13 protein-coding genes and 2 tRNA genes are annotated in these 14,373 nt (G+C 54.7%); 6 read left to right on the top strand and 9 right to left on the bottom strand.

The window, feature by feature from the left end; all coding sequences use genetic code 11:
* Nucleotides 1-35: 35 nt before the first annotated feature.
* The 3 genes from QGH09_00955 to QGH09_00945 form a co-directional block, all read right to left on the bottom strand.
* Complete coding sequence (locus QGH09_00955; protein HJO16756.1) at nucleotides 36-1,121, bottom strand: Mrp/NBP35 family ATP-binding protein; 1,086 nt, start codon at nucleotides 1,119-1,121, stop codon at nucleotides 36-38.
* A gap of 159 nt (nucleotides 1,122-1,280) precedes the next feature.
* Nucleotides 1,281-1,874: a hypothetical protein gene (locus tag QGH09_00950; protein ID HJO16755.1), complete on the bottom strand. Its 594-nt coding sequence runs from the start codon at nucleotides 1,872-1,874 to the stop codon at nucleotides 1,281-1,283.
* Between the two features lie 302 nt (nucleotides 1,875-2,176).
* Nucleotides 2,177-2,398 carry a hypothetical protein gene (locus QGH09_00945; protein ID HJO16754.1) on the bottom strand — a complete coding sequence of 74 codons (222 nt, stop codon included), beginning with the start codon at nucleotides 2,396-2,398 and terminating at the stop codon, nucleotides 2,177-2,179.
* A gap of 169 nt (nucleotides 2,399-2,567) precedes the next feature.
* Between QGH09_00945 and QGH09_00940 the strand changes: the two genes are divergently transcribed.
* Nucleotides 2,568-2,759 (top strand): hypothetical protein, encoded by a 192-nt coding sequence (locus QGH09_00940; protein ID HJO16753.1) that lies wholly within the window; start codon nucleotides 2,568-2,570, stop codon nucleotides 2,757-2,759.
* A 158-nt stretch (nucleotides 2,760-2,917) separates the two neighbouring features.
* Here the strand turns inward: QGH09_00940 and QGH09_00935 are convergent, their stop codons facing one another.
* The gene (locus QGH09_00935) at nucleotides 2,918-5,743 is read right to left on the bottom strand and encodes a UvrD-helicase domain-containing protein (protein HJO16752.1); all 2,826 of its coding nucleotides are present in this window, start codon (nucleotides 5,741-5,743) and stop codon (nucleotides 2,918-2,920) included.
* Nucleotides 5,740-8,694 (bottom strand): PD-(D/E)XK nuclease family protein, encoded by a 2,955-nt coding sequence (locus QGH09_00930; GenBank protein ID HJO16751.1) that lies wholly within the window; start codon nucleotides 8,692-8,694, stop codon nucleotides 5,740-5,742. The genes QGH09_00935 and QGH09_00930 overlap by 4 nt, the downstream gene beginning before the upstream one ends.
* 328 nt (nucleotides 8,695-9,022) lie before the next feature.
* Here QGH09_00930 and QGH09_00925 point away from each other — a divergent pair, with 328 nt between their 5' ends.
* Together QGH09_00925 and QGH09_00920 are read left to right on the top strand one after the other, a co-directional pair.
* Nucleotides 9,023-9,238 (top strand): hypothetical protein, encoded by a 216-nt coding sequence (locus QGH09_00925; GenBank protein ID HJO16750.1) that lies wholly within the window; start codon nucleotides 9,023-9,025, stop codon nucleotides 9,236-9,238.
* 54 nt (nucleotides 9,239-9,292) lie between these two features.
* The gene (locus QGH09_00920) at nucleotides 9,293-10,369 is read left to right on the top strand and encodes an asparaginase (protein ID HJO16749.1); all 1,077 of its coding nucleotides are present in this window, start codon (nucleotides 9,293-9,295) and stop codon (nucleotides 10,367-10,369) included.
* Between the two features lie 90 nt (nucleotides 10,370-10,459).
* Here QGH09_00920 and QGH09_00915 read toward each other — a convergent pair.
* Both QGH09_00915 and QGH09_00910 read right to left on the bottom strand, forming a co-directional pair.
* Nucleotides 10,460-10,535: transfer RNA gene (locus tag QGH09_00915), tRNA-Ala, on the bottom strand.
* Nucleotides 10,536-10,585: 50 nt separating this feature from the next.
* On the bottom strand, nucleotides 10,586-11,206 hold the full coding sequence (locus QGH09_00910; GenBank protein HJO16748.1) for a nucleotidyltransferase family protein: 621 nt from the start codon (nucleotides 11,204-11,206) through the stop codon (nucleotides 10,586-10,588).
* A gap of 544 nt (nucleotides 11,207-11,750) precedes the next feature.
* Between QGH09_00910 and QGH09_00905 the strand changes: the two genes are divergently transcribed.
* The 3 genes from QGH09_00905 (at nucleotide 11,751) to QGH09_00895 (ending at nucleotide 12,838) form a co-directional block, all read left to right on the top strand.
* Entirely contained in the window at nucleotides 11,751-11,957 is a 207-nt protein-coding gene (locus tag QGH09_00905; protein ID HJO16747.1) for a cold shock domain-containing protein, read from the top strand.
* 110 nt (nucleotides 11,958-12,067) lie between these two features.
* Nucleotides 12,068-12,163: transfer RNA gene (locus QGH09_00900), tRNA-Sec, on the top strand.
* A gap of 162 nt (nucleotides 12,164-12,325) precedes the next feature.
* On the top strand, nucleotides 12,326-12,838 hold the full coding sequence (locus QGH09_00895) for a DUF6130 family protein (protein ID HJO16746.1): 513 nt from the start codon (nucleotides 12,326-12,328) through the stop codon (nucleotides 12,836-12,838).
* Between the two features lie 146 nt (nucleotides 12,839-12,984).
* On the opposite strand, the gene QGH09_00890 is transcribed toward QGH09_00895, so the two are convergent.
* Complete coding sequence (locus QGH09_00890) at nucleotides 12,985-13,458, bottom strand: hypothetical protein (protein HJO16745.1); 474 nt, start codon at nucleotides 13,456-13,458, stop codon at nucleotides 12,985-12,987.
* Nucleotides 13,459-13,480: 22 nt separating this feature from the next.
* Nucleotides 13,481-14,341 carry a PHP domain-containing protein gene (locus QGH09_00885; protein ID HJO16744.1) on the bottom strand — a complete coding sequence of 287 codons (861 nt, stop codon included), beginning with the start codon at nucleotides 14,339-14,341 and terminating at the stop codon, nucleotides 13,481-13,483.
* Nucleotides 14,342-14,373 lie beyond the last annotated feature (32 nt).

The following is a 14,373-nucleotide window of genomic DNA, read 5'->3' as shown; positions in this document are numbered from 1 at the left end:
GGTCGGATAATTAACCAATCACGAGATTGCCGTTATCATCCCGCTACAGGGACATCGACGCTTGTCTCATAGCTAGCAATCGAAACCTGTGCGGCCAGCCGCGCGGCTGCATCAATTAACGACTGAGCTGCGGGGCATTCCGGTTCGGCTACAACAATCGGCGTACCCTGGTCGCCACCAACACGGATCGGTTCATAGAGTGGAATCTGCCCTAAAAATGGAATTTCGATCTGCTCGGCGAGGGACTCGCCGCCGCCCTTACCAAAGATGTCGCTCTCATGACTGCAGCTCGGACAGACGAAGTGGCTCATGTTCTCCAAGAGTCCTAACACCGGAATATTAAGCTTCTGGTACATGCGGATCGCCCGCCGTGTGTCGGCCAACGATACCGTTTGTGGAGTAGTGACGGCCACCGCGCCAGATACCGGGACGGTTTGGCTCAGGCTGAGTGCAACATCGCCAGTCCCGGGAGGCATGTCAATTACAAGGTAGTCCAACTCACCCCAGTTGACTTCTCGAAAGAACTGCTGGATCACGCCGTGTAGCATGGGACCACGCCAAATCACCGGCGACTCATCCTGCGTCAGGAAGCCGATCGATACGGTTCGAATACCAAAGCACTCCGCTGGCACGATCTTCTGGTCGTCCGTCTCCAGTTGCGTCTTTGCTCCGAGCATGATCGGTACATTCGGCCCGTACACATCCCCGTCGAGTAGCCCAACGCGGCTTCCGTGTCGAGCCAGCGCGCAGGCTAAGTTTACAGATACGGTTGTTTTACCAACTCCGCCCTTACCTGCCCCAACCGCAATAATGTTTTTCACACCTGGGATTGCTGCTCGTCCTTCGTCAGGTGACGACGCGGAACGCACATTAGCCGTCATCTCGACATGCACCTTCTCAACCCCAGGTAGTTGGCGCAGCAACATTTCAGCCTGGTCACGCATCTGATCCTTGACAGGACATGCTGGCGTGGTGAGTTCGATAACAACCGAGACCATCTCCCCATCGATGCTGACTCGCTTGACAAATCCGAGGCTCACGATATCCCGATGAAGATCGGGATCCTGGATTACCTTAAGCGCTTCCAGCACCGCCGATTCGTCAATACCCGGTTGAGACATGTCCACCCTTTTGAAAATAGCCCGCTACGAGTCCACCAATCGTTCCCGATTTACTTGAATCCGAGCCATGCGTCCCAGACACAAGGACGTAGCTTATCGAGTTTGTCCTCAAACTGACAAGGTGAAGAAGGACGTTTTGTCCGAAATGGATATCATCCGCTATTGGATGGTGACATGCACCTCGACATTGGTTCTAGGTGCACACGGAGGATTGACTGCGAAACAAAAGCAGGCATCGGGCCGAACGCCGGGTGGAATCGACAGGTGTACAACATGACTCTTCGACTCCGTCCCCACGCCGCCACACTTCGAACAGTCGTCGTTCCATACCGCGCCACGTCCACCGCAAACTAGACATGTACTTCGCACCGGAACTTTCAATGACACATGAACGCCCTCACACGCCTCGCGCCAGGATAGCCGAACTTGAGTGATACATGGTTTCTTAGTGGCCATTAGCCCACGCCCGATCCGGTCAATTACACGTTTCACCGACGGGAAATCAATTGCTACGTCTTGCTGCTGAGAAATGGTTCGTTGGGGAAAGTCTAGGATGCTACCAGGCGTGGAGCGCACGGCGGCCCACTCATCACCCGCCTCATATGCCCGTACTATTTCGCACGCCCGAGAGGTCATCCGTTCACGTTGGCTTGCACACACACGACGTTGACGCACGACCTCTTGATGCACACGACGCAAATCATCTGGCAGGGCACCCCGAGGTACTCCAACCACCCACGAGTACTCAGACACAATCGCTAACCATAGGAGCGGATTTTCAGCTTGTCAAGGTAACCGGCTATCAACTGGCCATCCCGTGAATGAATGAGACCGACCGAGTCATCAGAGCTTAGGTAATTATTTTATTAAGCTGAGGGTTATAGTCATAACTGCTGTTTCGTCGATTGCAAATATGCCAAACATTTATTCGCTATAGACCAACTTCCCTGCAGCAGGAATTCGGATAACACAGTCGAGCAGTAAATATTCTGGGAAAGGGTCGTAGAACGAAAGGCGTGATGCTCGGTCGGCACGTATCACCGACTAAAGTTCAACTATCGTGAGGAAATGGTCAACATAATCTCGCGCCGGAGCGGTTCTTCAAAGTCAGCCAGATTCACTTCGGCTTCGCATTCATCGCAGAGCACTTCTAGCACAGACGGCTGAGTCTCATCCGATACCTCGATGCGCGAATCCTCCAGATGCACAACATGCATCCGCAATGTCTTCACCACAAAGTCCTTTTCATTCCCACAAGTGGGACAAGTCAACATCATTCAGATCTCCCAAAACACGAGACGTTCGTAAAACACTTCTTTAAACTCTTCCAAGTGTAAAAAATGCCTTACTAAGACGCAACGGCAATCTTGTGTGATACGCATCTCAGATGAAGCCATGCACCATGATCAGTTAGAATCACACATTAACATGGGGGAAACGACAACTATGACAAATCTACCGTCTGACGTTTTCGACGTGCGTAGTGAAGCAAAAGGGGCACATTGGATCGCCTGGGTAGTCCTTAGCGGTCACGACACTCCAGATGGCTCGGTGGTGTTGGTTGGCCAAACTCAAGAAGAGGCCGAAACACGGGCTCGCCAGTGGGCAGAAAATCGGGTGGCATCCACCGATGCTTGATCGTTGGGACAAACAGAATTACTGACGGAACCACGGACCTGTGGCGTTCATCAAGAACGCTTCTATATACAGGAGCCCTCCAGTTACACAGTAGGCCTTCCCTTCTGAGGCACACCACCCAGCCGCACTAATCATGTGGGTGAGAAATCACCTAGGGCCTAACAAGACCAAGCCGAGAAATCATCATTGGGCGCTGGCTGCTCTAGCGAAGCCACTGGAGGCTCCGCCGGTGCGAACCGCGACGAGTCATCAGAATCGCAGAGCCTAAAACGATGCCGCGCACCGCTCAGGTCGCTCGGTGACCACCCCACCCAACGAGAGGTTCCGGTAATCGCATCAATCTTCGCAATAAATGATTTAGGCAGTACTTCTGCGAGACTACCGCGGCCAGGTGAAAGTCGTTTATCGCGACGCACAATACCTAGATAAAGTCCATCACGCGCTCGGGTGACCGCAACATACAACAGACGTTTCGTTTCTTCTAGCTCACGCGCTCGTTCATCGTTTTCAATCTCTGGACGTGCACCCCAGACGGTGACAAGCGGTAAACCATCTCCACGATCGGGTATGACCTGAATGGGCGGAGTTGCGCCACCCACTCCACGAGAGAGCCCAACGACAAAAACAACTGGGAACTCAAGGCCCTTGGCAGCATGAACCGTCATCAGATGGACAGCGCCCGCAGCATCAATCACCGCATTGGATTCGCCACCAGTGGAAAGACGATCGATATGATCGGCAATCCGTGACAGCGTGACGTAACCGCGATTTTGAATTCGCCGAAGGAGTTCGCGCATTTTTTTGAGGTTCTCCCTCGCCTGTAGTGATCGGGGTCCTCGTGTTTCGAAGAGGTAAGCCGACTCATTAAGCACGCGGTCGACAAGTTCGGCAGGTGGAATCCAATCGACAAGTTTGAGCCACCGGGAAATTCCGGTCCGAACTAACTGAACTCGCTCACGATCCTGCATCGAAAGAAGTTCGTTATTAACAGGTTCATCGGTGCCGGTAACCGCGCTAGCAATGTCTGGTGCAAGCGCTCGTATCGCTTCATCCGAAAGTCTTGAAAATCCCGATCGCAAGAACGCGGCTGCCCAGAAATTCGATGAAGGCTCGGCCAAAAACCTAATAAGTACTCGGAGGTCCTGAATCTCTTCGGCCTCGAAAAACCCAAGTCCCTTATAGACGTATGCCGGAAGACCGCGCGCCGACAAAGCTCGCTCATACTCACGGTGACTAATCCGTGAACGGAAGAGAATCGCGATGTCATCTGGCCGAATGGCTCGTCTCAGCCCAGTGTGAGGATCTCGTACACTCTCTTTGGTAATGAGCCGGTCGATTTCTCCAGCGATAGCTGACGCACAGGAAGCTTCGTTGTTCCCCAACGCTATCCCGAGCGATGGGCGATCAGAATGCGCAGTAGTCTGGCCACTATTCGGCTCAGACTTGTCAACGTCCAGAGGAAAGTGGTCTTGCGGTTCGAATCGGAAGGCATCAGATCTGTGGGGTCGCTTGTCAATCGAACCACAAAGATCATTCACGAAAGCCAATAATTCAGGAAGGGCCCGAAAACTCTGGCTGATTGCCGCTCGAACAGGTGTGCCAGGCCGCAGACGGGAGATATAGTCAGTTGCTTCGTTGAAGAGACCGATGTCAGCATCGCGAAACCGATAGATTGACTGCTTCCGGTCCCCCACCACAAATATCGACGGTGGCATGGGTGCAGCTTGCACAATTCCGATTCCTTCCCCCCACGACTGTACGAGTAACGACACCAGTTCCCACTGCGCGCGGCTAGTGTCTTGAAATTCGTCAACCAGCACGTGGTGATAGCGGGACTCGAGGCGATAACGGCTCTGAGCAAATTCATCCATTTGTCGAAGTAGTCCGAGCGCGTGCACTTGAAGGTCGGTAAAATCCAGCACTGCGTGCGCTCGAAGTGTACGGCGGTATTCCCGCTCAGCAATCCGATACGCGCGGCGGACACCACGCGCGAGGATCACGCCTAAATCACGTCTGTATCCAGATAAAACGTCAGCGAAAAGAGGTCCAATGTGATGGACCGCACGGATATGACATTTACGAGCTGCGTCCGATGGGTAATCCGATGACCGGTACGGGAGCCGGCGGCGGGGTCGTCCAGCACGTGTTAGGAGGTGCTCTGAAAGACGGTCAACGAGACTACGCACCTCCAGCTGTTCCATCTCGTCGGGCAACATCAGCCGCCGGAGGTCTACGGATAGCATCCTGAAATCCGGCTGACCGATTGGGCCATTGGCGAGGAAGGAGCTGAACCCGTCAGGCGCTTCATTAAAAAGATCTTGTAACTTCTGCGCGACGCGTCCCGTGACCTGTGTCAAGGTCAAGCTCTTGGGCCTCTTTGTCAGAAATCGTCTTAGCGCCTCTGACGCCACAAGTCGGCCTTGCAACAAACGCTCGAGACCTCGTCGAAGATTCGCGGTGTCTAGGTATGTGAGTAGCAACGACACACACTCGTCGCGCATTGCCATGCTAATAATAATGTGCTGTGCTCGGTCGAGCGCTTGGGCCATCAAACGGGGAATTTCAGTCTCGTCCGCAACACCAAAATCCGGGTCGAGGTCAGCTTCCAGCGGAAACTCCCGCAACAACGACAAGCAAAACGCATCGATCGTGGTAATAGCGATATCGCTGGTTCGATCACGCAAGGAGCGCCAATAGCGACGTGCTTCCTCTGAATGGTCGGCCGCGTTCCGGAGTTCATCGAAGATTCGCTCCCGCATCTCGACCGCAGCCTTTCGGGTAAAAGTGACCGCTAACACGTTAGAAGGATCGACACCAGCTCGGAGTAAATTAAGGTAACGCTCGACCAGCACTGTCGTCTTTCCGGTACCCGCCGATGCCTCGAGTACTAGGTTACGTGATGGATCTGCAGCAAGCTGCCTAGCCTTTGCCGGCAGGGCGCTTCCTGGATTTGGACGCCGCGAAACGCGTGGGTCAGACGTCAAACTCGCTTCCCCTTTCGACAGACAGCGGCAAAACCACACGACGAGCAGAGCCGATCCTCCGCAGGACGCGGCGGAAGTTCACCGCTCTCGATACCATCAACGGCCTCGAGGAACCGCGCCTGACCCTCATTCAGAACCGATTCCCCGCCATCGCCAGAAGTGAATATTGGCACCCTGGGCTCTGAAGCTCCAAAGGCGACATAGGCTGCTTCGCCTGACCGCCACGACTGTTTTCGATCTCTTGCGAGATCCTGGTCAACACACGTCATATAGACCGGAAGTTGAATCGCTCGCCCGCTTTTCGGTGGTCTACCGAGTTTGTAATCAATGACTCGGACCGAGCCGTCGGAGAGAAAATCAACTCGGTCAGCAACTCCGCGTATACCAACGCGGCGCTTGGCCCCAGCACGGTCGAGGAACTCGAACTCCCCGCTGAATGGCCGCTCGACCTGCGACTCGATAACTTCGCCCAAGCGACCAGTTTCAACTCTAATGAACCGTTCAACTAGTCCTGTTCCTGCAGCCGAACCTAGAAGGCGATTCCGCGCAAGCTGGCGATCTACCGGGGACAACACTTTCAATTCTTGGTCAACAATCCGCTGGGCAAGGGTGAGCGCAGCGTCGATATCTTCCACCGCAAAACCGAAATGACCGAGAGCTTGCCATGCCTCAACGAACTTCCGAAGAATCTCATGAAGTAACTCTCCCTGCGCGCGCCTGGTGAGAGTTGGAGTGAGATCATGCTCTTCATCGAGTTGCAGTACCGACCCGCAAAAGTACTTGAACGGACAGTTAAGATATTGCTCAACACGACTCACCGTGTAGGGCCGTGGCTCGAGAGCGCTAATGACGCCAGGCATCGGCTCCGGCTCAGTGCAAGTCGAATGCCGTGCCAACAGCCATTGCCTAACTTCACCAGAGACTACTGACGGTACAATCGGTCCACCGGCAAACATATCAGTGGCACTGACTCGATTGATTTGAAATTGGGGCTCAAGACTTAATGAAAGTTCGACCTCGGGTGCGTCCTCGAGAAGTGTGGCCGGCGTAGCAAGCGTATCGTGCTCCAGTTGAAAGGTCGAAAGCCTAACGTGTCGAGTAGGCAAGAATAATAAGTCCCTGAACTCCGCTCGGCCAATTTGTGTTACTTGTGCGTCACTAGGCCATCCTAGTTGCTGAAGTATGGTCGTGGGGTAAAAGACATTACGCGGAGGCATAGTGGCCCATTCGCCATGAACCAAACCAACGACGCATAGAACCCGGAAGCGCCCATACTTGGCCGCTGCGGCATCGACGAAACGTACGCCACCTCGATCGTAATGGGGCGTGAATACCTCTGCTTCGATCCGACGGCGAAAGCTTGCTTTCAACTCGCTCGGGGTTACCGAAGGACCGGCGGATACTTTGGCAGCCTTCTCTAACTGTCCGATGACGCTGTAGACTGCCTCGCGGACTCGACTCTGTCGCTCCCGTTCAGCCTCCAACCCAACATTCACAGGGTCACCCCTCTTGAGGAAGGTGAGCAAAATATGCCATTCCTCGGATGCGGAGGAAACAATCTCAAGTGGAGCCAAGGCATCAACGATCGCCAACGCAGTATTCAACGGGTGGCGAAGTTCTTCGGCATCGGAGCGCTGATGCCAAGAGTCGGCGAGTTGGTTCAAGCCATCTCGCCCCCCAACGTGCCCGGCCTGCTCTAAATTTCGGCTGAGCACGCTTATGGACTCCGCCGACAGCGGAGTGACCTTGCCGTCGTCATTACAACTGGCTAAGGGCAAATGCGGCGATCTTAGCAACGCGGTCAGATCGTCCCTAGCGAACTTGGAGATCACGACGTCCAGGACAAGGTCAACGAACGCCGCATAAGGCTCGGCCGCAAGTGGAAATCCGTGTGCTGTCTCGAAAGAAATCTTCGACCCACCGAAGATTTGCTCAGCGAGATATAAGTAAGGCAAAGGACGCTGAAAGACGACGCCGACCCCACCGTCAGCTGCGGTTTCCTGAGCGGCGTCGGTGAGACGATCCTTTTTCAAGCGCCTCGCGATTGCCCACAGCTCCTCTTCGCGGTCACGGTGGACAAAATAGGTCTTCTCCGCATCGACAGGTGTTTCCAGACTCGGCTGACGACTTTGTGAGGTCTCAACACGCTCTTCTCTAATGCCAGGCAAGAGTTCGTGGATTCGCTCAAGGAAACCACACGCGAGCAATTCCTCAGTCACCACAACGTCAATCTGCTCAAGATGAGGCATCCGGGTCAGAAGATCGAAATCGGCGAGCCAGAGACCATCCGTCGAAACGGGTTGTTCGCCTACGGTTATAACGATGTGTTGAAACGGTGGTTGGCAGACATCCGTGAGGAGCCGTGCCCGAAGTTGGTGCTCATCTAGTCGAGCCGTCGCTGTGACGCGCGCCTCAAACTCCGTAAAGGCGTCGACAAGAAAATTCGTCTGGTCAAGCATCCGTGCCGCACCACGATCGATTGGTGCACTGGGCTCCAGTTCTCCAACAGCTAGCCTCGAAAAATCACCTAAGGTTCGCCGCTGCCGACGGAGCGCATCGTAGAACGCCAGCATTTTCCCAACCAGACCTGGCCTAATGATGAATGGCGGCGAAACACCACTGGCAACAGTGTCTCTTGCAGCTTCAGCTAGCAGGAATTCTCGCTCACAGTCCGAAAGTGCAGGAGGTGAGCCCGGGAGGCGTTGATGCAAGCACGCGTACCACTCAGAGCGTGTGAGTAATGCAGAAAACTGCTCGCTACTGTTGGTCAGTGCTTCGATGGTGTACCGGAGTTGGGTAGCGGCGGACCGGGAAGGCACGATCACGGCGCTAGATTCAGGCTCTGTCTGACCTGGGCGCGCGATAGTGTCAACGATGGCACGTTGAAAAGACTGAAGATCCTGCGCCCTAAGAAGGCGGGTGCGTCGAGGAGTGACCGCCTCTATTCCCAAGTTATGTGCTTCCTTCCCAAACGGCGAACCATCACTTCTATTAGGTGGTTACACTTAATCCAGACTAAGAATGCCACCACAAGGTGACAAAGTAGGTCACAGCTCAGACGAGGTCACACCAACTGTTGAAAAAGTGTGGAAGAAACGTGAATACCCTGTGAACAATATCCTGATTACATTTTCTTAGTTATTACTGTTTCTGCGCAATGCAATCCAATTACGACCTACGACTACCCTTTCGACATTTCTTCCGCTTGACCAGGATCGGTGAACGAATAGAATCGGCATCTCACTTATTTGGCCAATTGATAACTCTTTATTCATCACCGTGATCGTTCAACGCTTCGAAGAAGTCATCAACGGACGCGAATATGAGATTGAGGTGTCTCTAGTCAGTCGGACGACTTGGTGCGCCAGACTCGGTGGCGTGCGGGCTGGCGCGTCGGCACTTATGCCATTCTATGGCGACACGCCAGATGAGGCGGCGCAGCAGCTGACCAACTGGTTGACACTTGCTCATCGTAAAGCGCAGAAGTCAGTATAAATCCGGTCCCAAGGCCTAGGCCGCTTGCTTGGCGGGACATCGAAGGGAGAGTCCATGGGGCGTGTTGTCCAGGCTTTCATTCTGGTTCTTGTCGCAGTTCTACTGACTGGAACCTCCATAGCGGCACAAGAAATGGCTTCGGCCCGCGTGCGTTTGATCGCCACTGGCGGAACGATTTCGAATCGGGAGGGTGGCCGCCTAACGGCTAAAGAACTTATTGAGCTCGTTCCGAACCTGACCAACTACGCGCAGGTCGAGGCGGAACAGTTCGCTAATGTCTCAAGTTCCCGGCTAACACTGAACCAATGGCTACAACTCTCGCGGCGCGTGAACCACGTCCTTGCCGAGGACCCAGGATTGGCTGGCGTTGTCGTCACGAGCGGAACCGACACGCTTGAAGAAACAGCTTATTTCTTGCATCTGACGGTCAGAAGTGAACGTCCCGTCGTCGTGGTGGGCGCGATGCGCAATCCAAGTACGCTCGGATATGAGGGCGCGGCGAACCTGCAGCAGGCGTTTCGTGTAGCGGCCGCACCTCAATCTCGTGGTAAAGGTGCCCTCGTCGTGCTCAATGGGGAAATCAATTCAGCCCGAGAGGTGACCAAGACCGACTCTCTGCGTCTACACACATTCGCAACAAGAGGTTATGGAGTCCTTGGCCTCGTGGACCGCGATGGTGTCGTTTACTACCGTAACATGTTGCGCCGTCACACTTACCGGAGCGAATTTGATCTGGCTGGCGTCACGGAATTGCCTCGCGTTGACGTAATTTTGGTCTACCAGGGCGCTTCCGGGGACTTGATCGAGTCGGTCGTCGATGCCGGAGCTCATGGCATCGTAGTCGCAGCAGCCGGCGCTGGTGCGACGAGCGGTACCCAAAACGAAGCAATGGCCTACGCGCACAAACGAGGTGTATTCACCGTCATGAGCACACGTAGCGGGAGCGGGCGCGTCATACCACGCCAACTACCGCCACTCGAACAAGGCATGCCAGAAAGCCGCCGACTGGGCATCGCTCATCGAATCGCCGCACAAGACCTAGCCCCACTCAAGGCTCGCATTCTGCTGATGTTGGCCTTGACGAGAACCAGCGATGTTACAGAAATTCGTCGGATGTTCTCGGAGTACTGAGTCGCTTATCACTAGACGGAAACCGAAAAGCTGCAGGATACACGTCGAAAGACTCTTCGGTTGAGACCGATTGTCAAAGGAAGGGAAAAATGGTGGACCAGACGGGGGTCGAACCCGTGACCTCGTGAATGCCATTCACGCGCGCTCCCAACTGCGCCACTGGCCCCAAACTGCCGCGCGGCAGGCGTACATCTTATCTGACCGTAACAGTCCCAATCAACGCAACGACTTGCTAAATGGCCAAGGGCCGATAAATCGCACGTAATCTTCGGGGTCATCAATATCGATGAATGCACCTGGGTCATCGATGGGAACGTTGATAATGGCCGCCTCATGAGCACGGATGACGGATTTGAGCCCGACAGATTGATCGGCCTGTCGCAGATCGTCGAACACCTCCCGACCAAACACCACAGGGTGACCGTGCTTAGCGCCGGAGGCTGGTCGTACAACCGGCCCGTGTCGGGTGCGAAACGCTGCAAGGATACGGCTTATCGTCTCCGGACTCACTAACGGAACGTCGACTAGGGTGACCAGCATGCCTGTCACTCCAGGTCTGTCGATTGCGGCTAATGCAGTAAGCACTGACGAAATCTGGCCACGCTCGGGCTGATGATTTACGACAAGGCGACAACTTAGCGACTCCTTGGAGAGTACACGCTCAACATCTCCAGACGTTGACGAAACCACGACCACAACGTCATCCACGCCACCGGCCCAAAGTGTTCTCACGAGCTGGGAAAGAAAAGTCTGACCTTCGTTGGCAGTAGGCAGTAGAGCTTTGGCGCGCCCCATCCTGGATGACGCACCACCTGCTAGGATCACACCAGGGATCATGACGAGGCCTCTAGTAAACCAAGGGCAGACACTATTACCAGTCTAGCAGTCCTTGGGCGTAGGTCGTTGGCGTGAGCCATCGTGTTAGAATCTTGGCATGCCTGATGTTTCCATCCAAATTAGATGCCAGCGGTGCGGTACCCAGATGGACATGGCTGACCCCTCCCCTGGTGCGGAGTGGAAGCCGCAGCAGTTTTGGGTCTGCTCACGGTGTGGCCGACACTTTTGGACCACCTACCCACCTCCAAAGCCGGCTACTCCTAGAACAGCGCCAATCTCTGGATAGATATGGGCTTTCTCGAATTATAGAGCGCTAATTTATGATCGGGTAGTCAGAAGTCGTCACCACCGTCCAACCATGATGTCTCGAATGCCGGTAAAGTCTGCCGTTAGCTTGACTTCCTTCTAGGAATGCACCACACTTGGCGCTCTTTGCGCCGACCCTGGTGTCGGGTGAATCGTGACACCAAGACAGCGCAATCCGGCTTTGAAGTTGTTGGAAAGGCCGGAAGTTTGGCCGAGGGAAGATCGGAGGAATAAGGGTATGTCAAGCGGCACGATTGCGAGACTCCTCATTGACAAAGGCTTTGGTTTCATCCGCGATGAGGGTGGAATCGAACACTTCTTCCACCGTAGTGCGGTGCGAGGTGCTGTGTTCGAATTGCTCCGTGAGGGCCAACGTGTGGAGTTCGTTGTAGAAGAATCTGCCAAGGGTCCCCGCGCTGGCGAGGTCCAACTCATCGAGAGCTAGTCAGAATTCCCGTTCCCGCACGAGCCAGTGCGCTTCGCTCCCCCCGCTCCGAGTGTTTTGAGTGTGGCCTCTATCCGAATACACCGGGCGTAACCCGCCTGGGCGTCCCTGGAAGCGAACGGGGCCCGGTGGCCCTCCCGGTCTTCAAAATCGGTCGCTCCCTGCTCAGCAGGGGGGCTGGGTTCGACTCCCAGGCGCTTCCGCCATTTCAACCGGTTCAATATGGCCTTGCTATATAGTGGTCCCCTGTTAATCCTGACCCACATCTCTTTTTATAAGGCTGAAGCGGCACTGAGGTGGGCATCGCGTGGACGGCTCCTTTCGAACATAGGCGCCATGGTGTGGTTTGATCGCCGAGGAGAGTGGCAATGCATCGTAATGAGTACACAGAAGTGTTATGCAGTTCGACCCGTTTCGTTCTAGTTATGTTGATAGCAGGTGGAGCGATCACCACGACCGCATGCGGCGGCGGCGAGGAGACGGCCCAGGAGCCTGACACCGTTGTCGAAGAACCGGCAGTCGAAGAATCACCGATGGATACGTCACCGCGCGTCTCCTTCCTTGCCCCGGAAGAGGGTGCCACGGTTAGCAGCCCTGTGCATTTGATGTTTGGGGCTGAAAACTTCGTGATTGAGCCGGTGACCGATCCACCTACAATCCGCCAGGGTTTTGGACACCACCACATTGGTATTGACACCGACTGTCTCCCAGCTGGCGAGGTGATTCCACAGGCGGATCCGTGGGTACATTTTGGCACTGGTTCATTCATGATTGACATGCAATTTGAACCCGGCCCTCATCGTGTTTGCCTACAAATCGGCGATGGGGAGCATCGGACGATTGAAGGCTTGAACGCTATGGTCTCTTTCACAGTCGAGTAACTTCAGGTTGAACGCACCGAGTCGGCGGCCACCCCAACTCGGTTGACCTTCTATCGTGAAAAAGAGCGCGGGCGTCTTCGACGTCCGCGTTGTTACTGGCCGACATCGGCGATACAGATCGCCAGGATTAGAGCGGTCCTAGAACTTCAGACACTTAATAGGCGATTCACCTTGGCAACAGTGCGTGTACTTGCGGCCAACGCAATATATTCGGCACGGAGCAACATGACGTTACTCAATACGGCGCAGTATCCGAACAGCCCATGAAACCAACTGGGTATGGCCCCAGTATCAACACCGGCCCCTATTACCGCGGCTACGATTGTCAGAAGTATTGCAGGCATGCCAACTGAGAAAACCGGTTTGCGTGCACGCGAGATTTCGACGACGAAGTCTGCTGACAAACTCGCCTCTGTGACTGCTTCTCGAACCGCCTTGCCCTTCCCGATTAAATAAAACATGAGCATCGAATGAGAGAGCAGTGTCATCATTGTTACAAATACGGCTAGCGACACGTGCTGGATCACCTCTTGTGAGGTTGCCGCAAACTGACCCAAGACAACACTCGCAGCCAAGCCAAGAACAGAGAGCGTGGTAGCCGTTAGGAGCGCTGATGGCATTCGTTTATTCTTAAAGTCGCCGCTACTCAGAATCGCTTTGGTCGGTCTCGATACGGCGATCGGCACGCGTCAACCGATCGCGCAAACCCTGAAGCTCCATCACTGGAAGACCGACCCGTCCCAAATGACTAGAGCGATGATCAGCATCACTATGAAAATCCGACCCTCCAGTGACTGCCAACCCCAAGCTACGTGCTTGTTTGAGAAGTCGCTTCTTGGTTACCAGATCGTGTTGACCATGGTACACCTCCACAGCTTCCAGCCCCACCTCAGCTAAGCGGCTCACCAGCCGACGATTACCAGTTAGGCCAGGATGGGCCAGTGAAGCGACACCACCAGCCCGCGAAATAGTCTCTATCACCTGCTCAGGTGAAGGTCCGTGCCGTGGCACCCACGCAGCGCGACCATCACCAAGCCAACGTTCAAAGGCCTCCTGAACAGATGTGGCGTGCCTCGCAGCTACCAAGGCTTCAGCCAAATGCGGACGCCCCGGCGATCGACCGGCAGCGGCACGTTCGGCCAGCAATCGATCGATGTCCACACCAACGCCTAAAACTGTCAGTCGATTGGCCATCTCCCGTAAACGGTCAGTTCGGTGCCGCCGTTGGGCAGCAAGAAAGGTGTCAAGTCCCGTGGGACGAACCGTCAGAAAGTAGCCCAGAATGTGAATATCATGGCCGTCGCACACTGCCGTAATTTCGATGCCTGCTAGCAACTCCACTCCGAAGGAGTCCGCAAGTGCTGATGCCTTCGGAACGGCAGCCATCGTATCGTGGTCCGTAATACTAAGAGTCCGTACACCAACAGACGACGCCAGTAACAACAACTCTTCGGGCGAGTAAGCACCGTCAGACGCTGTGGTGTGTAGGTGAAGGTCGATCACGACTCTCGATTCCGGACTCGAGGTAGACTTCT

It is taken from the genome of Vicinamibacterales bacterium, assembly GCA_036012125.1.
Lineage (GTDB): Bacteria > Acidobacteriota > Vicinamibacteria > Vicinamibacterales > UBA823 > UBA11600.
The sequence above is the reverse complement of the archived record's forward strand: the minus strand, read 5'-3'. Positions and strand labels throughout refer to the sequence as shown.